This window comes from Streptomyces sp. NBC_00483 (assembly GCF_036013745.1).
GTDB lineage: Bacteria > Actinomycetota > Actinomycetes > Streptomycetales > Streptomycetaceae > Streptomyces.
Genome location: NZ_CP107880.1, coordinates 7,206,969 through 7,226,396, shown reverse-complemented (window position 1 = coordinate 7,226,396; position 19,428 = coordinate 7,206,969). Strand labels below are relative to the sequence as shown.

Here is a 19,428-nt window from a genome sequence, read left to right as displayed (position 1 = left end):
GGGAGTGCGGGCGTCGTACGGGCAGCCATCCTGCCCGGCGGCGCGGGGCGGCGCGAGACCGACCTCTGCCCATGATTTCAGGCGCCGTGGGCGGGGCGCGCGCCGAATACGGCCGTCACGTGACCACCCCGGGGGTGACCGCCAGCTTCTGCAGCTCCCCGTTCGCGTGCCGGACCGTGACCACGACCTGTCGTCCCGGTCGGGTGTCCGCGACGTCGGCCACGTGCGCCGCCAGGTCGAGCGCGGAGCCGACGCGCCGGCCGCCGAGGCCCACCAGGACGTCGCCGCGGACCAGGCCGCCGGTGTAGCCGGGGCCCGGGACGTGCACGGCCACGACGAGCGCGCCGGGTGCCTTGGGGGCGTCGACGACCTCCACGCCGAGCCCGCCCCTCGGCAGGGGCGCCGCGGGCTGTGCGGGCGCCGTGGTGGGTCCCGGCGTGGCGGCGGGGCTGCTCGGCGGCGGGGTCGCGGGCCCTGCCGCGGGCGGGGCCTGCCGCTTCAGTTCGGCGAGCTTGCTCATGCCGATGACGGTGGCTCCCACGGTGCCGAGGCCGATGCCCGCGAGGACGAGCACGACCGCGCACAGCAGGCCGCACAGCACGCTGCACAGGCGCCTGCCGAGCTGCTGGGCGGCGCCCGGCCTGCCGGGCTTCGGCTCAGGACCGGGCCCCGTCAGCGGGCCGGCCGACGGCTCCGGCGTCGACGTCGTGGTCGATGCCCTGCCCCCGGTTCCCGGCATCGACTTGGGACGCAACGCAGTCTGTTCCATGGGTCGCCCGCCTCCGGTCCCTGGCCCACTCGGCCACGGCCAGAGCCCTACCCTCCGCGCACGCCCACGACGATCCACGAACGAGTGAGAGTGCCGGGGCCGGCTCGAACGCCGGCGCCCCCTGGGGCCGCCGATCAGCGGCTTATCCGGTCAGCGCCGTCACGAACTCCGCCGCAGCAGCACCCGTTCTTCGTCGCGACGCTGTTCCAGCCGGAGCTGTCCGGTGACGGCAGCCGCCCGCACCCGATCGTGCAGGCGCTGGCGCGGGCGGCCGTCACGCACGCGGCAGGTCGGGTGGGTCAGCCCGTGTGACCTCTGGGGTCTTTCTCGTTGTGCGGCGGCGCGATTTCGTCTCTTGCCAGCTTGTCCGTGATGCGCTCGAAGATTTCGGTCACAGTAAAGAACACCGTTCCTATCCACTGAGTCAAAGTGAGCCCTGCGTCCAGGACTGCACGTCAGTGGCCTGCCGCGGACGGTCTTCGGCAGGCTGGGCCGTTGCCTTCTCTCTTCGGCGGCGTGCATCGTGTGCACGGTCCCTGGCCGCGTCGGCCGATCACGATCGCCGCAGCGTCATGACCGGACGTCTGATGAGTTGCCGTGCTGGTGGTCTTCTTCCAGTGCTGGGCGCCCCAGCGGCTGGAGTACGCCGGGTCGACGACGATCACCGACAGTCCCGCCCGGTGAGCCATCGCGAGGAGCCGGGCCGCGAACTTCGCCGTCGGCATCGCCGCCACCGTGGCCCGGAACACCCGGCCCCGCCTGCCACACCCGCCGCACTCCTCCCGGCCGATGGCGAACCCGAGGTCCTCGATCACCAACGCCCCCGCCCCCGACTGGCGCGCTTGACGGAGCAGGGCGGAGCAGGCGTGCCGGATCTGCGCATCGCGGCGGGAGGTGGAACCGGCGTAGTCGACCTCGATGCGGGTCGGGCGGCCGACGGGATTGCCGTGCACGTCCAGACGCCACACGGCGAGGTGATCGGCGTTGTGATCGATACCGATCACCCCGCGGGCCCGCACGGCGGCCAAGAACGCCTCATCGTCCGCCCCCTCGGGCAGCACGTTCGAGGGCGGGGTGAAGGCGGCTGTCAGATAGCAGCGCCCGCACTCGAACGTGACCGTGTAGCCGACCGCGCGGTGCGCCTTCACCTGCGCCTGCCACTCGGCATCCCGATGCGCGAAGGCCGCGCGGGCATCCAGGGTGTAGCGCCCGTAGCGGTCCACCACATCGGCATGCTGGGCGGCAAGTTCGCCCGGCAGCTTGATGGTGACGACGCCGTCCGGGCTGATGCTGATGGTCTGGTTGCCGTGGCGTTTGCCGGACTCGCCGTCCGCCTCGATCCGGGTGCGCGCCTGCCTCCACCGCTCCCGCCAACTTGCTTCGTCCAGCCCGGCCGGCTCCAACCGCAGGCGGGTCTTGAGTAGACGCTTGCCGCCGCGCACGATCTTCACCCTCCCGGCCCGCCGCTGCTCTCGCAGCCGGGCGGCGCGCGCGGTGAGGTGCGCGAGACGGCGCTGCTTGGCGGCGCGGACGGCCTGGGTCGGGTAGCCCGCCACCCGGGTCTTGATGTCGCAGGCGGCCACCGGTACTGCCAGCCGCCCTCGGATAACCTCGATCGCCCGTGTCAGCTGCTTCAGGTCGTCGGCCTGCGCACGGCGGGCCAGCACCCACTGGTCGTTGCTGCCGCGCACGATGGTGCCCGCCCAACGGGCCGAGGTGATCGCGCTCAACTCCCGCTTGCGCCGCGCGAAATCCTCCAGCGTATGCCCAGTGCCCAGCCGCACTCGCTCCGCCAGATCCGCCCCCGCCAGCCGATCCAGGAATTCCCCCAGTCCGGCCAGAACCTCCGCGTCCCGCTCGGACAGCCGCAGCCGCGTTTTCAGCGCCATCGCCCCGGCATGCCGGGCCAGGCGGGGCGGGGACAACACCCGCAAGCCCGACGCGCTGCGCATCACCGCTCCGACCACCCCGTTCGCCCGCCCTTCACCACGCCGAAGACCATCGCGTGGTTCAACGACGCACCCACCCTCAGGTCACCCATTCGGCGCACGAACTCCCGTTCCCGACTCCGCCCCACAGCCCCTGGGGCCGGCCAACGGCCTGGGCTATGCCCGAAAGGTCGATGGCGCAACGACACCCGATCCACGACCTCACAAGACGGCTGGTGTCCCAGCGAAGTTCCCCGAACCGCCCCATCCGGACGTGTGGTTGTTGAAACCAATCGGAACCGGAGGTGCCGGAACGCGGCCCGGGACGAAGCCGTGGGCGCGGCGTGAGAGCCACGCGTCGCGGTAGCGGTCCACTTCCCGGTGCCAGTTGAGAATGCCCGCCATCCAGTTCCGCAGATCGTCTACGTAGCCGTCGAGGACCGTGCGCGCCTCGCGGTCGAGGCCGAAGTCCTCGTAGAGGACGGGGAGTTCGTGGTCGACGATGTGCTCGAACTGCCGCATGCGCTGCGTCATGAGGTCGTTCACGATGCCGAGCGCCGTCGGGTAGTCGGCGCCGAAGAAGTTCTGCACGACCAGGATGGCGTTGTGGATCTCGCCCTCGAACTCGATCTCCTTCTGGTACGAGAACACGTCGTTGAGCAGCATCGCGTAGTCGATCGCCGAGTTCTCCAGGGCACGCACCGGGCCCGTGCGGTAGACCTCGGGCGGCACGGCGGGCCCGTGGCCCATGCGGCACAGGCTCGTGGTGAGGTCGGAGCCGAAGGTGGCGCGGCGCATCTCCAGGTAGTCGACCGGGTCGGGGATGCGGTTCTGGAGCTGGTTGGCGACCTCCCACACCCAGCTCGCCGTCATGACCTCGACGGCGTCCTTCAGGGTGCGCCGCTGCTGCGGGGTCATGGCGGCCGTGGTGCGGCGCCACAGGTCGGCGAGTCCGCGCTCCATGGCGTTGGTCGGCGGCGGGATCTCCTCGCCGTCCACGGGCATGCAGGCGGAGAGCCGCGCGGTGCACAGTTTGGCGGCGGCCAGGTCGCGGCGGTGTCCGAAGATCAGCGGGTAGTAGTCGTCCCCGTAGGTGCCCCAGGCGAGCCACTGGGAGCTGAGGTCGAGCGCCTCCGGTGAGCCGTCGGGGTCGAGGCCCGCCGCGCACAACGGCAGGTCGTAGGCGCGGAGTTTGTCCTCGTCCCAGACGCCCTCCGCGAGGATGCCCATCCGGTGCATCCACGGGAGCAGCCGCGCGCGGGCCCCGTCGAGCTCCGGGTTGAGGGTCAGGGCGAACGGCATGTGGATGTCGGGGATCAGGGAGGGGCCGACCTTCTGGAACGGCACGTGCGTGTACGCGCGCAGGCGCTCGGCACCGACGTCGGCGAGCAGCGCCCGTACGTCGACGGTGCCGGTGCCGATCCCGCTCGGCGCGCCCAGGGACGGAGCAGCCTGCGCGGCGGCCTCCTTGTTCATGTAGCGGCTCGAGCGCATGTGCCACTCGTGGCCGCCGGACTGCCAGTCCTGAAGGCCGCGCGTGTACGCGGCGATCGCGGCGACCTGGTCCGGTGTGAGCCCCTTCTCCACGGAGAGCGCGGGCACCTCGGTCAGCGCGGTGTGCTCGAACTGGTGCAGCCGCGAGGTCAGCACATCATTGACGGCTTCCGCCGCCTCCTGTGTCGTACAGCCGAAGAAGGTCTCCAACACCAGGACGCCGTTGGAGAGTTCACCCTCGTCCATGACCTCCCGCTCGTAGGAGAACAGGTCGTTGCGCAGGTGCACGCCGTCGGAGAACGTCTCCATGAGGACGCGCAGCGGCCGCGACGTGGCCACGGACGCCGGGACTTCGGCGGTCGCGTACTCCACCAGGCCCGCCGACCAGGGGGCGCCGCCCACCTTGCGGCGCATCTCGATGTACTCGACGGGGTTGGAGATCCGCCCCTCGTTGATGTTGGACAGCTCCCACATCGACTCGTTCAGGAGGTGCTCGGTCGACTCCGCAAAGCGGCGCCGCCACTCCATCGACATGGCGGGCACGGTGCGCCGCCACAGGTCGATGAGGCCCGCCTCGACCGGGTTCTCCGGCTCGGGCACGGGGGTGTCGAGCTCCATCGGCATGAACAGCGGCAGCCGGTCCAGGTGCGCCTTGCCGGCCGCGCGGTCGTTCGTGCGCTTGAACATGTCCAGGAAGTGGTCGTCGAAGAAGAAGACCCACACGTACCAGTCGGTGATCAGGGAGAGCGCCGGGCCGTCGCAGTCCGGGTGCGTGTACGCGCACAACAGGCCGTAGTCGTGCGCGTCGAGGTCGCCCTGGTCCCAGACACCGCTGCCCTCCAGCATCCCCATCTCGCGGGCCCACACCGTGGAATGGGCCCGCGCCTCGTCCAGGTGCGGATTGAGCCGGGCCTGGTACGGCATGTAGAAGCGCGGCAGGTGGAAGGGCTGTGTGGACTCGTGTGTCATGAGCGCCGCCCTACCCGTGGCCGTCAACCGGCATCCGCGGGGCGGAACATGATCGCACCATCGCGTGAACCGGGGACTGAACGGCGCCCGTTCAGGGAAAGACGTGCCGCCTGATACACAACAGGGGCACCTCTTGCACTGCCTGCACCCCTTGCCCGTACGAAGCGAAGGACCCACGTTGCGCATCCGGACCACGTCGACCGCCGCCCGCTGCCTGGTCACCCTGGGCGCCGCCACCGCGCTCACCCTCGGCGGGGCGGCCCTCCCGGCTTCCGCGGCCCCGGCCGCACCCGCCACCGCATCGCAGACCGCCCACGCCAACCCGCGCGCCCTCGCCGCGATCACCTCGCTCGCCACGGAGCGGCTCGCGCTCGCGGACAAGGTCGCGGCGGCCAAGTACGGCACGGACGCGCCGATCGACGACCCGGCGCGCGAGCAGCAGATCCTCGACGACGTGGCGAAGCGCTCGGCGGACCTCGGCATCGACCCGGCGTTCACGCAGTCCGTCTTCCGGGATCAGATCGAGGCCAACAAGGTGGTGCAGCGCGGTCTTTACGCCCGCTGGGACGCCCACCCCGAGCAGCGCCCGACCGAGCGCCCCGACCTCGCCACGGAGGTGCGCCCGCAGCTCGACCGCATCACGACGCAGCTCCTGGACGCGCTGCGGGCGGTGGCCCCCGTGCGCACCTCCCCCGCCTGCGGGCCGCTGCTCACGGCAGCGGCGCTGCACGACGCCCACGCGCGCGGGTTCGACGTACTCCACCTCAAGGGCCTTGCGCGGGCGCTGCCTTCGGTGTGCGCCTCCTGAGCCCCGCTCGGGGCCGGGACCTACGCCCAGTGCGCCGGGCGCCGCAGGCCCGCAGGGATGCGGGTGGCCGCGTCGCCGCGGGCCGCGTTCACCTGCGCCTGGGTGAGGAACAGCGCCCCGGTGAGGTCGGCGCCCGCGAGCCGGGCGTCGCGCAGGTCCGCGCCGATCAGGTCGGCCGAGCGGAGGTCTGCGGCCGTCAGATCCGCGGCTACAAGGAGGGCGCCGCGGAGATTGGCGCCCCGTAGGTCGGCCTTTTTGAAACGCGCGCCTACTAGGTCGGCTCCCCGGTGGTTCTTCTTGCGGCCGAGCGCGCCGGGCACGTCGGCGCGCACCAGTTCACTTGCCTTCAGTAGAAGGGCGTTCACGTCGCCCCGGATGGTCGGCACGTCGGCGGCGACGAGTTCGTCGCTGCGCGCGCGGGTCAGCCGCTCGATGTCCTCGCGGGCCCGCCGGGCGTCGTCGTGCACGGCACCGGCCGCTCTCAGCTCCAGTACGTCGCTCAAGTACCAGAGCAGCTCGTGCAGTTGGCGCATGACCGGGAAGACCTCGTACATGGCCCTGGCGCTCTCGGGCCGCTCACGCCAGCCGACGCCCTCGAAGGTGACCTGGGAGACCTTCTGGCCCGCACCGAAGCAGTCGAAGACGGTGCAGCCGGGGTAGCCCTCGTCGCGCAGCCTCGCGTGGATGCCGCAGCGGAAGTCCTGCTGGAGGTTGCGGCAGGGCGTGCCCGCGTTCTTGTCGTGCGCGAAGTCGTGCGACTTGGCGAAGGGGAGGGCGACGCAGCACAGGCCGAAGCAGTCGGCGCAATCGGCGCGCAGGTCGGGGCGGTCGGGTGGGGCGTCGGGGGAGGTCACCCCCACATTGTCGCCGATCGGCCACGGCGCACGCCGCCACGCGCGCGTGCGCCCCCTTGTGGCCGGGCCCGGCCCCGCGCCACCTTTGGAGGCGTCCCGCACCGCCCGAAGTCCCACACCCTTGGGAGTCGACGTGGCCTCCTCCTTCGTCCTGCCGTACGAACTGCACGGTGACGGCCCGCACAAGGTGATCGCGGTGCACGGCTGGTTCGCCGACCGCGCCGCCTACGCGCCGATCGTGGCCGACCTCGACCGCACCTCCTTCCAGTACGCGCTCGTGGACCTGCGCGGCTACGGGGAGGCGAAGCAGACGCCGGGCGCGTACACGACGGCCGAGGGCGCCGCGGACGTGCTCGACCTCGCGGACCGGCTCGGCTGGGAGCGGTTCTCGCTGATCGGGCACTCCATGGGCGGCACGGTGGCGCAGCGCGTGGTGGCGACCGCGCAGCGCCGGGTGCGCCGCGTCGTGGGCGTGTCCCCGGTCCCGGCGTCCGGTCTGCCCATGACGCCCGAGCAGCGGGAGCTGTTCGTGACGGCCGACACCTCCCCCGCGAACCGCCGCGCGATCATCGACGTCACGACGGGCGGCGTACGCCCCGCCGCGTGGCTGGACCGCATGGTGGAGCGCTCGTTCGCGTGCAGCGACACCAAGGCGTTCCGGGCCTGGCTCGACTCGTGGACCGGCGACGACTTCCACGCGGACCTGGACCCCTGTACGGTCCCCGCGCTCGCGATCACCGGGCAGCTCGACCCGGCCCTTGCCGCGCCCCTGATGCGCTCGACGTGGCTGGCCTGGTTCACCCGCGGGGAGCTCGTCGACCTCCCCGTGTGCGGCCACTACGCGATGGACGAGGCGCCGCTCGCGCTGATCCGCGTCATGGAGGACTTCCTGCGGGCGGACGGCTCGTGACGCCTGTCGTCCCCGACGTCTTCGACCCGCGCCTGTACGCGCGTGGCGTCCCGCACGACCGCTACCGGACGCTGCGCGACCACCACCCGGTGGCCTGGCAGCCGGAGCCCGCGGTCCTCGGCTGGCCGGAGGGCCCCGGCTTCTGGGCGGTCACCCGGCACGCGGACGTGGTCCGGGTCCTCAAGGACGCGTCGGCGTACTCCTCGCACCTGGGCGCGACCCAGATCCGCGATCCGGACCCGGCGGACCTCCCGTTCATCCGCGGCATGATGCTCAACCAGGACCCGCCGGCCCACGGCAGGCTGCGCCGCCTGGTGAGCCGGGCGTTCACGCCGCGCCGAGTGGCGGCGTTCGAGGAATCAGCACGGCAACGGGCAAGATCCCTGCTGCACAAGGCCCTTCACGACAACGACAACAAGAACACGGACACAGTGGACCTGGTCACCACGGTCACCGACGACTACGCCCTCCTGAACCTCGCCGACCTCCTGGGCGTCCCGGAGTCCGACCGCGCGCTGCTCCTGCACTGGACCCGCCGCGTCATCGGCTACCAGGACCCGGACGAGGCAACAGAGACAAGCGGCCCACCGGTGAACCCCCGCTCCCCCTCCGCACTGGCCGACATGTTCGCGTACGCCGAGGAGCTGACGGCCCACAAGCGTGCCCACCCGGCCGACGACATCATGACGACGCTCGCCGCGGACCCCGATCTCACCCCGCCCGAACGCCAGATGTTCTTCTTCCTGCTGACGATCGCCGGCAACGACACGGTCCGCAGCGCCGCTCCCGGCGGCCTCGCCCTGCTGGCCGAGTCCCCACCCGCGTACGAACAACTCCGCACGGGAAAAGCCGACTTGACGCTCGCGCTCGACGAGCTGCTGCGCCGCCACCCACCGGTCCTGACCTTCCGCCGCACGGCGACCGAGGACACGACCCTGGCGGGCGCCCACATCAAGCGCGGCGACAAGGTGGTCGTCCTCCACGCCTCCGCCAACCACGACGAACGCGTCTTCCCCGACCCGTTCACCCTGGACCTGGCCCGCACCCCGAACCCCCACGTCTCCTTCGGAGACGGTCCGCACGTCTGCCTGGGCGCCCACTTCGCCCGCCTTCAACTACAGGCGCTGTACGAGGAAGTGGGCCGGTCTCTCCCGACCCTGACACTCGCGGCCCCACCGAAGCGCCTGGTGTCGAACTTCATCAACGGGATCAAGGAACTACGGGTGTGCCACCCGCACACGCCCACGATCCGGTGATTGGCAGGGATCTTGGTCGCGGCCCCCGAAGGTTCTGCTCATGATGATCAACAAGATCCCTCGTACCGCGCGCCGCCTCGCCGCCCTGCCCGCCGCCGTGGTGTCCGTGCTGGCCCTCGCTTCCGCGCCGTCGGCCACGGCCAGTGCCCCGGACGTCGACACCACGAAGTCCGCGACCTCCGTGGCGAAGGCCGCGCCCTCCTCCTGTCCCGTCGTCCCGGACCGCCTCTACGCGGCCATCGACCGCGTCCCGCTCGAGAGGATCTCGCCGGACCCGGAGTACCGGAACGACTGCCAGACGCTGTACCGGGCGGACGGGCGCGCCCCGGCGGTCATCTTCAAGGAGGGCTTCGAGGCGAAGGACGTCACGACCGGGCAGTACGACCTGGAGCAGTACGTACTGAAGAACCAGCCGTCGCCGTTCGTCTCCACCACCCGGGACCACGACCTCTTTAAGAAGTGGACCAAGTGGATGCGGGGCGGCGCGTACAACTACTACATCGACGCCCCGAACGGCATCGACGTCAACGAGACGATCGGCGACACGCACAAGTACGCCGACCAGGTCGAGGTCGCCTTCCCCGGCGGGGTCGCGTCGCGCTTCGTCATCGGCGCGTGCCCGATCAACAAGGAGACCAACACCGAGAGCATGTCGGACTGCGTCAGCAACCCGGGCTTCCGGCCGGTGACGGCGGCAACGGCGGCGCGCTGAGCGCCGCCGGGACCGCCGGTGCTCACTCCCCCTCGGGGCTCAGCGTGAGTGAGATCGAGTTGATGCAGTACCGCTGATCCGTGGGCGTCTGGTATCCCTCGCCCTCGAAGACGTGGCCGAGGTGCGATCCGCAGCGCGCGCAGCGCACCTCGGTGCGGACCATTCCGTGGGTGCGGTCCTCGATGAGTTCCACGGCGTCGGTGTTCTTCGGGTCGTAGAAGGACGGCCAGCCGCAGTGCGACTCGAACTTCTCGGTGGACGTGAAGAGCTCGGCGCCGCACGCGCGACAGGCGTAGACGCCCTTCGTCCTCGTGTCGGTGTACTCACCGACGAACGCGGGCTCCGTGCCGGCCTGGCGCAGCACCGCGTACTCCGCCGGGCTCAGTTCCGTGCGCCACTGCTCGTCCGGCTTCTCGACGTCGTACGACATGTGCCTCATCCCTTCAGCTGGTCAAGGATCCGCGGGCCGAGGTCCGTGACGTCGCCCGCGCCCATGGTGAGAACGAGATCGCCCTGCTTGGCCATTCCCGCGACCGCCGCGACCGCGGCGTCCTTGTCGGCGGCGGCCTGTACGTCGGCGCCCGCCTCGCGGGCGGCGTCGATGATCAGGGCGCTGGTGATGCCGGGGATCGGGTCCTCGCGGGCCGGGTAGATGTCGAGGACGACCGAGGCGTCCGCGAGGGCGAGCGCGGCGCCCATCTCCTTGCCCAGCTCCTGGGTGCGGGAGAAGAGGTGGGGCTGGAAGAGGACGAGGAGGCGCGAGTCGGCGGCCGCCGCGCGCATCGCGTCCAGGTCCGCCGTCATCTCCGTGGGGTGGTGGGCGTAGGAGTCGATGACCTGTACGCCGTTCACCTCGCCCTTGAGCTGGAGGCGGCGCTTGACGCCCGTGTACGACTTGAGGGCCGAGGCCAGGTTCCGGGCCGGGATGCCCATCGCGACGCCCGCGGCGAGCGCCGCCACCGCGTTCTGCGCGTAGTGGCGGCCGGGGACGGAGACCGTGAAGGTCAGCAGCTTGCCGTCCAGGAGGACGGTCACCTCGCTGGCCAGGCCGCGCGGGGTGATCTTGTGGATGCGGATGTCCGCGCCCTCGGACTCGCCGTACGTGACGACCTTGAGGGACGTCGTGTCCCGGACCCTGCGGGTCAGCTCGGCGGCGCCCGCCTGGTCCGCGGCGATGACGAGGGTGCCGCCGGGGGTGATCTTCCCGGTGAACGTCTCGAAGGACTCGTAGATCTCGTCCATGGACGCGTAGTTCGCGTGGTGGTCGAGTTCGACGTTGAGGATGATCGCGACTTCCGGCTTGTACTTGTGGAAGCTGCGGTCCGATTCGTCGGCCTCGGCGACGAAGATCTCGCCCTCGCCGTGGTCGGCGTTGGAGCCGGGGACGTCCAGGTCGCCGCCGATGGCGTAGGACGGGTTCAGGCCGAGGGACTTCAGGGACACCGCGAGCATCGACGTCGTGGTCGTCTTGCCGTGCGTGCCCGCCACCGCGATCGGGCGCAGGCCGTCCATCAGGGAGGCCAGCGCGTCCGAGCGGTGCACGACCGGGACGCCGAGCTCCTTGGCGCGGGCCAGCTCCGGGTTGTCCTCGCGGATGGCCGAGGAGACGACCACGCAGGTGGCGTCGGAGGCGAGGTGCGCGGCGTCGTGGCCGATGTGCACCGTCACGCCGAGCTCGCGCAGCGCCTGCGCGGTCGCGGACTCACGGGCGTCGCTGCCCGCCACCTGCGCGCCGCGCTGGGCGAGGATCTTGGCGATGCCCGACATGCCGGCGCCGCCGATGCCGATGAAGTGCGGTCGGTCCATGTCGGCGACGGAATGCGGCAGGCCGGGTGCCATGCGTGATCTCCCCTGGGGTTCTCGGGTGTCCTGGTCCGTAGTCACGTCGACCACGGCAGGGGCCAAGCCTATTGCCTCGGCCCGTGCCGCCCCGCCCCTCGCCCCGTCACCCCCTGCTGTCCGTCACGCCTTGCTGTGCGAGAACAGCTTCAGGACCGGCACGCCGACCTGGTGGCGGGCGCGCGAGGCCCAGTCCCGGTGGAAGAACTCCTCGACGTAGTGCGGATCGGTCAGCACGATGACCTCGTCCGCCTTCACCTCGTCGACGAGCGCCTTGAGGGCGTCCAGCGGGTGGTCCTCGATGAGTCGGCCCACCGCCTCGCTGCCCGCCTGGTGCAGCGCGGCGAGGGAGACGGCGAGGGCCTTCTCCGCCGGGCCCTTGGCCTCGTCGCCCTCGGGCACCTCGCTCTCCCTGCCCGCCTCGTCGAACTCGCCCATCGCGACGTCGTCGATGGCCCGCAGCAGGCGGTCCGCCTGGTCTCCGCGGGGCTGCAGCAGCACGTGGAAGGAGACGTCCTCCTCGCCGTGCAAGGTGGTGACGAACTCCACGTCGGCGGAGGTCAGAGCCTTCTCGATCATCAATACGCTCGTGAACACGACGGGCGCCCTTCTTCTCCTACCGTGGGCCGACTGACGACGACCCTCCGGGTGGACCAGCGGACCTGCGGAAACCATCCTGCCCCGTATTCGCACGGGGACTGCGAGATTTAGTGTGCCCAGCCAAAGCTAAACGGAACGAGTCATTCCGCCGAATGTCGCCGTGCTGTCGGCGGACAGCGGCCGACAGTGGCTACTGTCCGCCCCGCGGCCGGGCGTAACGGCTGTACAGGAATCCGTCCTCCTCCAGTAGGGACGTCAGTTCGAACCGCTCCGGCACGGCCAAGGTCGAGCCGCCCGCGATCCGCTGGGCGTCCCCCGCGGTCAGCATCGGGGACACGGTCAGGCACAGCTCGTCGAGTACCCGGCCCGCCACGAACTGACCGAGCATCCTCGGCCCGCCCTCGGTGAGCAGGCGCCTGAGGCCCCGCTCGCCGAGCGCCGCCACCGCGCGGTCGGGTTCGACCGCGGCTCCGTCGCCCGCGACCAGCACCTCCACGCCCGCCTTGCGCGCGGCCGCGACCCGGTCGGCCGAGGCGCCCGCGCCGGTGAGCAGCAGCGTCGGCACCAGCGGGTCGGTGAACAGGGGCAGGTCGAAGTCGAGGTCGAGGCTCGCGCTGATCACGGCGATCTGCGGGGCGGGGCCCTGTCCGGCCGCCTCCCTGCGCGCCGCGAACGCCTCGCGCGCGCGGGCGGGGCGGTAGCCCTCCAGGCGGACCGTCTCCGCGCCGACCACGACGACGTCGGCGAGCCCGCGCAGCGTGCCGAAGACCCGCATGTCGGTGGCGTTGGAGATGGGCTGGGAGCGGCCGTCGTGCTGGGCCGCGCCGTCGAGCGTGGAGACCATGTTGGCCCGCAGCCACGGCGCGTGCGCCGCTTCGGGCGGGTACGCGTAGGCGTAGGCGAGCTCGTCGAGGCTCCACTCACGCCCCTCCGGGCTCGCCTCCCTCCCCTCGTACCCCTTGCCATCTGCTGTTTCGTACGTCACAGGGAACAGGCGTCGCATGACGTGCAGTGTGGCACGGAGACTAAGGTGGGTAACCGTGTCGTCATCCCTCGAAGCCGCCGACTCCCGGGAGTCCAGCCAGATGGGCATCAGCCCCATAGCCGACCCGTCGCCGCTGTCCCTGTGCGCGCGCGAGCCGCGCGTCCCCGCGGAGCGCCTGGTCGCCGAGATGGTGCCGCCGCCCCGTTTCGACTCCGTACGTTTCGACACGTACATCCCGGACCCGAAGCAGCCCAGCCAGACCGAGGCCGTCCGGGTCCTGAGCTCCTTCGCGGCCGGCCTCCGCGGGGCGCACGCGACCGGGGCGGGCAAGAAGCGCGGCTTCCTCGGCTTCGGCAAGAAGCCCGCAGCCCCGACCGGACCGCGCGGCGTCTACCTCGACGGCGGCTACGGCGTCGGCAAGACCCACCTCCTCGCCTCCCTCTGGCACGCGACCCCCGCCGAGCCCGAGTACAAGGCGTTCGGCACCTTCGTGGAGCTGACGAACCTGGTCGGCGCGCTCGGCTTCCAGCAGACCGTCAAGACGCTCGGCGGCCACCGGCTGCTCTGCATCGACGAGTTCGAGCTGGACGACCCGGGTGACACGGTGCTCGTGTCGAGTCTGCTCGCGCGGCTCGTCGAAGCCGGTGTCGCACTCGCCGCGACGTCCAACACGCTGCCGGGCAAGCTCGGCGAGGGCCGGTTCGCCTCCGCCGACTTCCTGCGCGAGATCCAGGGCCTGTCGGCCCACTTCAGGCCGCTGCGCATCGATGGCGAGGACTACCGGCACCGCGGCCTGCCCGAGGCCCCCGCGCCGTTCACCGACGAGCAGGTCACCAAGGCGGCGTACGCCACCGAGGGCGCCTCGCTCGACGACTTCCCGCACCTTCTGGAGCACCTCGCGCGCGTGCACCCGAGCCGGTACGGGGCGCTGACGGACGACCTGAAGGCCGTCTGCCTCACCGATGTGGCGGCCGTGCCCGACCAGTCGACCGCACTGCGGCTCGTCGTCCTGGCGGACCGGCTCTACGACCGGGAGATACCCGTGCTCACGTCGGGGCTTCCGTTCGACCGGCTGTTCAGCGAGGAGATGCTGAACGGCGGCTACAAGAAGAAGTACTTCCGGGCGATCTCCCGGCTGACCGCGCTCGCGCGCGACGCGAAGGGGCTCGTACACGAGTAAGTAGGGGCTCGTACACGCGTAAGTCACGAGTGAGTACGGGCACGTCACGGGCGCTCCGATACATGGTCGGTGCACGAATCGCCTGCGCTACGCGCGTGGTTCCCGCGGCGATAGGCACGTGGTAAACACAGCCGGGTCACAGTTCCTGTCCGCCAGCAGGAGGTTGCACCCATGTCCCGCACCGCTGACGCACGACAGTCCGCGACCCGACGTCAAGTACTCGCCCGCTCCGGCGCCCTGGGGGTGGGCATCGCCTTCGCCGGGAACCTCTCCGAGCTGTTCGCCGGCTCGGCAGCCGCCCAAGGACGCGCCGGATACGGCCCGTTGGTGCCCGACCCGGCCGGTCTCCTCGACCTCCCGAAGGGATTCCGCTACAAGGTCCTGTCGCGAGAGGGGGAGCCACTCCGCTCCGGCGAGGGCAAGGTTCCGTCGAACCACGACGGGATGGCGGCGTTCGCCGGCAGACAGGGCCGCGTGCACCTCGTACGCAACCACGAGAACCGGGTCACCGGAAAGATCGCGGTGCCGACCGTCGAGGGTCTGACGTACGACCCGATGGGCAAGGGCGGCTGTACCGTGCTCTCCGTGGACCGGAAGAACAATGTCCTGTCCGAGCGGGTCGGCATCGCCGGCACCGCGGTCAACTGCGCGGGCGGGCCCACGCCTTGGGGCACCTGGCTGACCTGCGAGGAGACCGAGGACAAGGCCGGTACGAACGGCTACACCAAGGACCACGGCTTCATCTTCGAGGTCGACCCGGTCGACCCGCACCGCTCGGGCGCCGTCCCGCTCACCGCGATGGGCCGCTTCCAGCACGAGGCGATCGCCGTCGATCCGAAGCGCGGCGTCGTCTACGAGACGGAGGACGCCTTCGACAAGCCCTTCGGCCTCTTCTACCGTTTCCTGCCCAAGAACGCGAAGGGCGGCCTCGGTTCGCTGCGCGCGGGCGGGAAGTTGCAGGCGATGCGGGTGCCGGGCGTGCCGGACCTGTCGGCGGTCCAGGAGACGGGCGCCACGTTCAGCGGCATCGAGTGGGTCGACGTGCCGGACCCGCTGGCCGCACAGACCCCCATCCGGAACCAGGACTTCGGCCCGAAGGGCATCACCCACGCCCAGAAGCTGGAGGGCTGCTACTGGGGCGGGTCGAGCGTCTACTTCGTCTCGTCGTACGCCCGCAGCCGCGAGGGCTCGGCCGCCGACCACTTCGGCCAGATCTGGCGCTACGACCCGTCGTCGCGCCGCCTGACGCTGGTCATCGTGTTCGGTCCCGACACGGACGTCCAGCTGCCGGGCGAGGAGCCCGACAACATCTGCCTCGCGCCCAGCGGGGGCCTGATGGTGTGCGAGGACGGCGAGGGCGCTCAGCACGTGTTCGGCGTGACGCGCAAGGGCGAGGTGTACGCCATGGCGCGCGGCCGGCAGAACATCGGGACGGCCGACAAGCCCGAGTGGGGCGAGTTCGCCGGGGTCACCTTCTCGCCGGACGGCGAGACGATGTTCGTGAACTGCTATACGCCGGGGACCACGTTCGCCGTGACGGGACCTTGGCACTGAGCCGTTGACGCATGACGGTCGGCCGTTCCCTCGTTCGAGGGGACGGCCGTTCGCGTGGCCGGTTTTCGCGGGTGGCACACCGCGTGCCGGGCGAGTGCCCTGGGCAAGGTCCCCTTTATGGAAGAACGGTCAACCACAGCCTGGGAGTTCACCGACGACCGCGGACACCTCACGTCCGCGAGCGAGACGCCACAGCGCGTCGTCGCCTATATACAGGCCGGGGCGAGCCTGTGGGATCTGGGCATACGCCCGGTGGGGATCTTCGGCTCGTTCCACGACGGCGAGGAGCCCGATCACGCCAAGTCCGGCGCGCTGCCGCTGGACGACCTCGCGTATCTGGGCGCGGGAGCGGGGCTCGGCCTGGACGACGTGCTCGCGGCGCGCCCCGACCTGGTCGTGGCGCTCACGTACGGCGGCGGGCAGGTGTACGGCATCGAGCCCGACACGGCGAAGCATCTGGAGGAGCACGTCCCCGTCGCCGTGTTCGACGTGGGGCAGGGCCGCACGTTGGGCGGGGTGCGGCAGCGTTTCGCGGAGCTCGGGCACTCGCTCGGGACCTCGGAGCCGGCAGAGATGCGGGAGGAACTCGCCCGCGCCGAACGGCAGTTGGGGGTCGCGGCCCGCGGGGCGCGGGGCTTGAAGGTGCTGGCGCTCTCGGCCGCTGGGGCGGACGCGGTGCACCTGGCCCGGCCCACCAAGTGGCCCGACCTGAGCGCGCTCGGCGGGCTCGGTGTCGGCATGGTGGCGCCGCCCGAGGGGCCCGGCGCCAACTGGTACACGGGGACGTGGCGGGACGTCGCCGAACTCGCCCCCGACGTCATCCTGTCGGACGCCCGCGCCAACGCGGCGCCGCGCGCCCAGTACGCGGCCGACCCGCACTGGGCGTCCGTCGCCGAACGGGCGTCGGTGCTGCCCTGGAACCCGGAGACCCCCGCAAGCGCCCGCGCCCACGCGGCGCTCTTCGACCAGGTGGCGGGGGCGCTGCGGGGGCGCTAGCGCGCTATGGGAGTCAGTGTCAGTCGGCGGGTTCGTCCGGGACGGGCTGGTCCGGGTGGACGCCCGGGGCATGGGGTGCGCCGGTGCGGCCGGTGCCCGCCACGTCCGAGTCGGGGACGGTGACGTCGGGCCCGGACTCGTCCTCCGGGGCGCCCTCGGCCCCGGCCCGCTGCTCGGCGTCGGTGTCGGGCTCGGGGTTCGTGCCGGGCCCGGTGGTTTCGGTTTCTTCGGTGTCCGCCTGCTGGTCGGGGAGGTCCCGCGGGACGGCGCCCGGTTGCTTTGCCATGAAGTGATCAGCGCCCCAGTGCCTTGGCGAGTTCGTCCTTGTTCATCTTCGAGCGGCCCTCGACGCCGCGGTTCTTGGCCTCTTCGTAGAGCTGGTCCCTCGTCGGACCGCCGGCGCCCTGGTGGGAGCGGAGGCCGCCGCGCCTGCCCGAGGAGATGTCCTGCGTCGATGTGCGGCTCGCCTGCTTCGACTCGCCGCTCCTCGCACGTTCCTTGTTCACCGTGCGGGCGGCGATCTCCTTGGCCCGCGACGTGCTCTCGCCCCGGTCCTGGGCGCTCTTCCTGATCTTCTCGTACTGGCGCTCACGCTTGGCGCTCGATCCGCTGGGCATGGCGGCTCACTCCCTTCCACTCCGTTCCGTTGTAGCCCCTCCCGCTCCATGTCGCAGGGCGACGTCGGGGCCGGGCGGGGATGCACCCCGCCCGGCCCCGACTTCCCTTTGCTCCCCTGGCCTTTCGGCCGCGATCCGGGTCCCCCTGCCTGCGGCGCTCAAACTCCGCGTTTCCGTACGGGTGTTGGGGGCACCCGCCGCCGCATGCCGTTACCAGTGAGGAACACGGAGATGGAGTGGCTGGACAGCGCGGCGTGTGTCGATGAGGACCCGGACGTCTTCTTCCCTGTCGGCACGACCGGGCCCGCCATGGATGACGTAGAGGCCGCCAAGGAGGTGTGCCGAAGCTGCCCGGTGATCACGGAGTGCCTGCGGTGGGCCGTCGCCACGGAGCAGACGTCGGGGGTCTGGGGCGGGACCTCCGAGGGTGAGCGGGCCCGGCTGCTGCGGGCCGAGCGCCGCCGACGCGCCCGGGCCGGGGCGGCGCACTGACCCCGGGCCGAGGCAGAACCCGGGCCGGGGCCGCGCGCTGAAGGGTCACGCTCCGTAACGCGTGCCCCCCGCGCGTGGCCCGTCCCCTCAGGTGCGCCCCGGGCCGCCGCTGCCGGCTGCGTCGCCGCCGTCCCGGCTCCAGTGGCGCGGCCGCTGGTCAGTGCTGCGCTTGCTGCCCGCGTTGCCGAAGCCGGGCAGCTCGTGCGGGGGCAGGCGGGAGCCGCCGTCGTCCGTGTGCGGCATCTCGTCGGGCTCCCGCATCTCGCGGACCTCTTCCACCGGGCCCGTACGCGGGAGTTTCGGCTGGTCGGCCGGGTCGGGTGGGCCCGGTTCCCGGCGTCGGAACCTGATGCCCATCCAGACCGCCCAGATCAGGGCCAGCGCGATCACCAGGCCGACGACGAACGGGACGACCGAGGTGGAGGGGTCGGGGGAAGCCATTGGTGTCGTCATGGGGGCCGGGTACCCCACTGCACGAGATCACGCCCCTCCTCGCGAGTCCGATTTGCACGATTTGAGGTAAATCCGACGATACTGTCGGCGCGTGATCAGACATGTACGCCGCGTGACCGCGGCCTGCGCCCTGGGCGCGCTCGCTCTCGGCCTCGCCGGATGCGGCGAACCCTCCTCGTCGGGGGTCTCGGGCGCGACGCGCCCCACCGGCTCCCAGGAGAGCCCCCGGAAAGGCGCCCCGGACAGCTCACCGAAGGCGTCCCCGAAACCGAAGAAGACCCCCAAGCCCACCCTCGCTCCCGGCCCGGGCGGCACCACCCCCGTCTTCAAGCGCGGCGCGGCGACGAAGAACCGGACCGTAGCGCTCACCTTCGACGCCGACATGACGGCCGACCAGGGGGCGCGGGCGCGGGCCGGGGAGCGCTTCGACAACCCTCAACTGGTGGGCACCCTACGTAAGTTGAAGGTCCCTGCCACGGTCTTCATGACCGGGCGCTGGGCCGAGGAGTACCCCACGGAGGCCAAGGACATCGGCCGGGACCGGCTGTTCGAGGTCGCCAACCACTCGTACAGCCACTACGCCTTCACCGGGGACTGCTACGGACTGCCGAGGGTGCCGGCACGGGGCATGCGGGCCGATGTCGACCGCGCGTTCGGCGCGTTCCGGAAGGCGGGGGTCGAGCATGTCGTGCCGTACTTCCGGTTCCCCGGCGGCTGCTACGACCGGGCGGCGCTGCGGGCGCTGACGCCGACCGGGGTGACGGCGGTGCAATGGGACGTGGTGAGCGGTGACGCGTTCGCCACGGACGCGGACGCCGTGACCCGGCAGGTGCTCGACGGGGTGCGGCCCGGTTCGGTCGTCGTCATGCACTGCACGCGCAGCGCGGCGCCGACGACGGAGCGGGTGGTGCGGGCGGTGGTGCCGAAGCTGCGGGCGAAGGGGTACCGGTTCGTGCGGGTGTCGGATCTGGTGGGGGCGGCGCGCGGGGCGTGACCGTGGCTTGGCCGTGCT

General features: G+C 71.5%; 20 protein-coding genes. 9 read left to right on the top strand and 11 right to left on the bottom strand.

Annotated elements, in window-relative coordinates; translation table 11 throughout:
* Window positions 1-115: 115 nt before the first annotated feature.
* From OHA73_RS32430 to cyc2, 3 genes are all read right to left on the bottom strand, one after another.
* Window positions 116-769, bottom strand: a complete 654-nt coding sequence (locus OHA73_RS32430) for a S1C family serine protease (RefSeq protein WP_327656794.1) — start codon at window positions 767-769, stop codon at window positions 116-118.
* Window positions 770-1,224: 455 nt separating this feature from the next.
* Window positions 1,225-2,721 (bottom strand): transposase, encoded by a 1,497-nt coding sequence (locus tag OHA73_RS32425; RefSeq protein WP_327656793.1) that lies wholly within the window; start codon window positions 2,719-2,721, stop codon window positions 1,225-1,227.
* A 198-nt stretch (window positions 2,722-2,919) separates the two neighbouring features.
* The gene (gene cyc2 / locus OHA73_RS32420; protein WP_327656792.1) at window positions 2,920-5,160 is read right to left on the bottom strand and encodes a germacradienol/geosmin synthase Cyc2; all 2,241 of its coding nucleotides are present in this window, start codon (window positions 5,158-5,160) and stop codon (window positions 2,920-2,922) included.
* Between the two features lie 178 nt (window positions 5,161-5,338).
* Here cyc2 and OHA73_RS32415 point away from each other — a divergent pair, with 178 nt between their 5' ends.
* Entirely contained in the window at window positions 5,339-5,968 is a 630-nt protein-coding gene (locus tag OHA73_RS32415; protein WP_323187223.1) for a chorismate mutase, read from the top strand.
* A 20-nt stretch (window positions 5,969-5,988) separates the two neighbouring features.
* Here OHA73_RS32415 and OHA73_RS32410 read toward each other — a convergent pair whose 3' ends face one another.
* A complete protein-coding gene (locus tag OHA73_RS32410) occupies window positions 5,989-6,822 on the bottom strand; it encodes a pentapeptide repeat-containing protein (RefSeq protein WP_327656791.1) in 834 nt (277 codons plus the stop codon).
* 133 nt (window positions 6,823-6,955) lie between these two features.
* On the opposite strand from OHA73_RS32410, the gene OHA73_RS32405 reads away from it, so the two are divergent.
* Genes OHA73_RS32405 through OHA73_RS32395 form a run of 3 tightly spaced genes read left to right on the top strand, consistent with a single transcriptional unit; the run spans window position 6,956 to window position 9,700 of the window.
* Window positions 6,956-7,732: an alpha/beta fold hydrolase gene (locus tag OHA73_RS32405; protein WP_267068824.1), complete on the top strand. Its 777-nt coding sequence runs from the start codon at window positions 6,956-6,958 to the stop codon at window positions 7,730-7,732.
* A complete protein-coding gene (locus OHA73_RS32400) occupies window positions 7,729-8,988 on the top strand; it encodes a cytochrome P450 (RefSeq protein ID WP_327656790.1) in 1,260 nt (419 codons plus the stop codon). Before OHA73_RS32405 ends, OHA73_RS32400 begins: the two co-directional genes overlap by 4 nt.
* A gap of 43 nt (window positions 8,989-9,031) precedes the next feature.
* Window positions 9,032-9,700: an ADP-ribosyltransferase gene (locus OHA73_RS32395; protein WP_327658567.1), complete on the top strand. Its 669-nt coding sequence runs from the start codon at window positions 9,032-9,034 to the stop codon at window positions 9,698-9,700.
* A gap of 22 nt (window positions 9,701-9,722) precedes the next feature.
* Here the strand turns inward: OHA73_RS32395 and msrB are convergent, their stop codons facing one another.
* From msrB to OHA73_RS32375, 4 genes are all read right to left on the bottom strand, one after another.
* On the bottom strand, window positions 9,723-10,130 hold the full coding sequence (gene msrB / locus OHA73_RS32390; protein ID WP_266715118.1) for a peptide-methionine (R)-S-oxide reductase MsrB: 408 nt from the start codon (window positions 10,128-10,130) through the stop codon (window positions 9,723-9,725).
* A gap of 5 nt (window positions 10,131-10,135) precedes the next feature.
* The gene (gene murC / locus OHA73_RS32385; RefSeq protein ID WP_267068827.1) at window positions 10,136-11,539 is read right to left on the bottom strand and encodes a UDP-N-acetylmuramate--L-alanine ligase; all 1,404 of its coding nucleotides are present in this window, start codon (window positions 11,537-11,539) and stop codon (window positions 10,136-10,138) included.
* A 123-nt stretch (window positions 11,540-11,662) separates the two neighbouring features.
* The gene (locus OHA73_RS32380) at window positions 11,663-12,136 is read right to left on the bottom strand and encodes an indole-3-glycerol phosphate synthase (protein WP_266715116.1); all 474 of its coding nucleotides are present in this window, start codon (window positions 12,134-12,136) and stop codon (window positions 11,663-11,665) included.
* Window positions 12,137-12,329: 193 nt separating this feature from the next.
* Complete coding sequence (locus OHA73_RS32375) at window positions 12,330-13,142, bottom strand: pyrimidine reductase family protein (RefSeq protein WP_327656789.1); 813 nt, start codon at window positions 13,140-13,142, stop codon at window positions 12,330-12,332.
* An 82-nt stretch (window positions 13,143-13,224) separates the two neighbouring features.
* Here OHA73_RS32375 and zapE point away from each other — a divergent pair, with 82 nt between their 5' ends.
* From zapE to OHA73_RS32360, 3 genes are all read left to right on the top strand, one after another.
* Window positions 13,225-14,304: a cell division protein ZapE gene (gene zapE / locus OHA73_RS32370; RefSeq protein ID WP_327658566.1), complete on the top strand. Its 1,080-nt coding sequence runs from the start codon at window positions 13,225-13,227 to the stop codon at window positions 14,302-14,304.
* Window positions 14,305-14,475: 171 nt separating this feature from the next.
* Entirely contained in the window at window positions 14,476-15,858 is a 1,383-nt protein-coding gene (locus OHA73_RS32365) for a PhoX family protein (protein ID WP_327656788.1), read from the top strand.
* A 117-nt stretch (window positions 15,859-15,975) separates the two neighbouring features.
* A complete protein-coding gene (locus tag OHA73_RS32360) occupies window positions 15,976-16,854 on the top strand; it encodes an ABC transporter substrate-binding protein (RefSeq protein ID WP_266715113.1) in 879 nt (292 codons plus the stop codon).
* Window positions 16,855-16,873: 19 nt separating this feature from the next.
* Here the strand turns inward: OHA73_RS32360 and OHA73_RS32355 are convergent, their stop codons facing one another.
* A complete protein-coding gene (locus OHA73_RS32355) occupies window positions 16,874-17,140 on the bottom strand; it encodes a hypothetical protein (protein WP_327656787.1) in 267 nt (88 codons plus the stop codon).
* 7 nt (window positions 17,141-17,147) lie between these two features.
* Entirely contained in the window at window positions 17,148-17,471 is a 324-nt protein-coding gene (locus OHA73_RS32350; protein ID WP_267068831.1) for a plasmid stabilization protein, read from the bottom strand.
* Window positions 17,472-17,702: 231 nt separating this feature from the next.
* On the opposite strand from OHA73_RS32350, the gene OHA73_RS32345 reads away from it, so the two are divergent.
* Window positions 17,703-17,963 carry a WhiB family transcriptional regulator gene (locus tag OHA73_RS32345; RefSeq protein WP_327656786.1) on the top strand — a complete coding sequence of 87 codons (261 nt, stop codon included), beginning with the start codon at window positions 17,703-17,705 and terminating at the stop codon, window positions 17,961-17,963.
* Window positions 17,964-18,050: 87 nt separating this feature from the next.
* On the opposite strand, the gene OHA73_RS32340 is transcribed toward OHA73_RS32345, so the two are convergent.
* Window positions 18,051-18,416, bottom strand: a complete 366-nt coding sequence (locus OHA73_RS32340; RefSeq protein ID WP_327656785.1) for a DUF6479 family protein — start codon at window positions 18,414-18,416, stop codon at window positions 18,051-18,053.
* 91 nt (window positions 18,417-18,507) lie between these two features.
* On the opposite strand from OHA73_RS32340, the gene OHA73_RS32335 reads away from it, so the two are divergent.
* Window positions 18,508-19,410 (top strand): polysaccharide deacetylase family protein, encoded by a 903-nt coding sequence (locus tag OHA73_RS32335; RefSeq protein ID WP_327656784.1) that lies wholly within the window; start codon window positions 18,508-18,510, stop codon window positions 19,408-19,410.
* Window positions 19,411-19,428: the final 18 nt, after the last annotated feature.

Coding starts and splice junctions, on each gene's coding strand:
- OHA73_RS32375 (WP_327656789.1), bottom strand. CDS start 13,142: ATGCGACGCCTGTTCCCTGTGACGTACGAAACAGCAGATGGCAAGGGG.
- OHA73_RS32430 (WP_327656794.1), bottom strand. CDS start 769: ATGGAACAGACTGCGTTGCGTCCCAAGTCGATGCCGGGAACCGGGGGC.
- OHA73_RS32350 (WP_267068831.1), bottom strand. CDS start 17,471: ATGCCCAGCGGATCGAGCGCCAAGCGTGAGCGCCAGTACGAGAAGATC.
- OHA73_RS32345 (WP_327656786.1), top strand. CDS start 17,703: ATGGAGTGGCTGGACAGCGCGGCGTGTGTCGATGAGGACCCGGACGTC.
- OHA73_RS32365 (WP_327656788.1), top strand. CDS start 14,476: ATGTCCCGCACCGCTGACGCACGACAGTCCGCGACCCGACGTCAAGTA.
- OHA73_RS32355 (WP_327656787.1), bottom strand. CDS start 17,140: ATGGCAAAGCAACCGGGCGCCGTCCCGCGGGACCTCCCCGACCAGCAG.
- murC (WP_267068827.1), bottom strand. CDS start 11,539: ATGGCACCCGGCCTGCCGCATTCCGTCGCCGACATGGACCGACCGCAC.
- OHA73_RS32340 (WP_327656785.1), bottom strand. CDS start 18,416: ATGACGACACCAATGGCTTCCCCCGACCCCTCCACCTCGGTCGTCCCG.
- OHA73_RS32425 (WP_327656793.1), bottom strand. CDS start 2,721: ATGCGCAGCGCGTCGGGCTTGCGGGTGTTGTCCCCGCCCCGCCTGGCC.
- cyc2 (WP_327656792.1), bottom strand. CDS start 5,160: ATGACACACGAGTCCACACAGCCCTTCCACCTGCCGCGCTTCTACATG.
- OHA73_RS32360 (WP_266715113.1), top strand. CDS start 15,976: ATGGAAGAACGGTCAACCACAGCCTGGGAGTTCACCGACGACCGCGGA.
- msrB (WP_266715118.1), bottom strand. CDS start 10,130: ATGTCGTACGACGTCGAGAAGCCGGACGAGCAGTGGCGCACGGAACTG.
- zapE (WP_327658566.1), top strand. CDS start 13,225: ATGGGCATCAGCCCCATAGCCGACCCGTCGCCGCTGTCCCTGTGCGCG.
- OHA73_RS32395 (WP_327658567.1), top strand. CDS start 9,032: ATGATCAACAAGATCCCTCGTACCGCGCGCCGCCTCGCCGCCCTGCCC.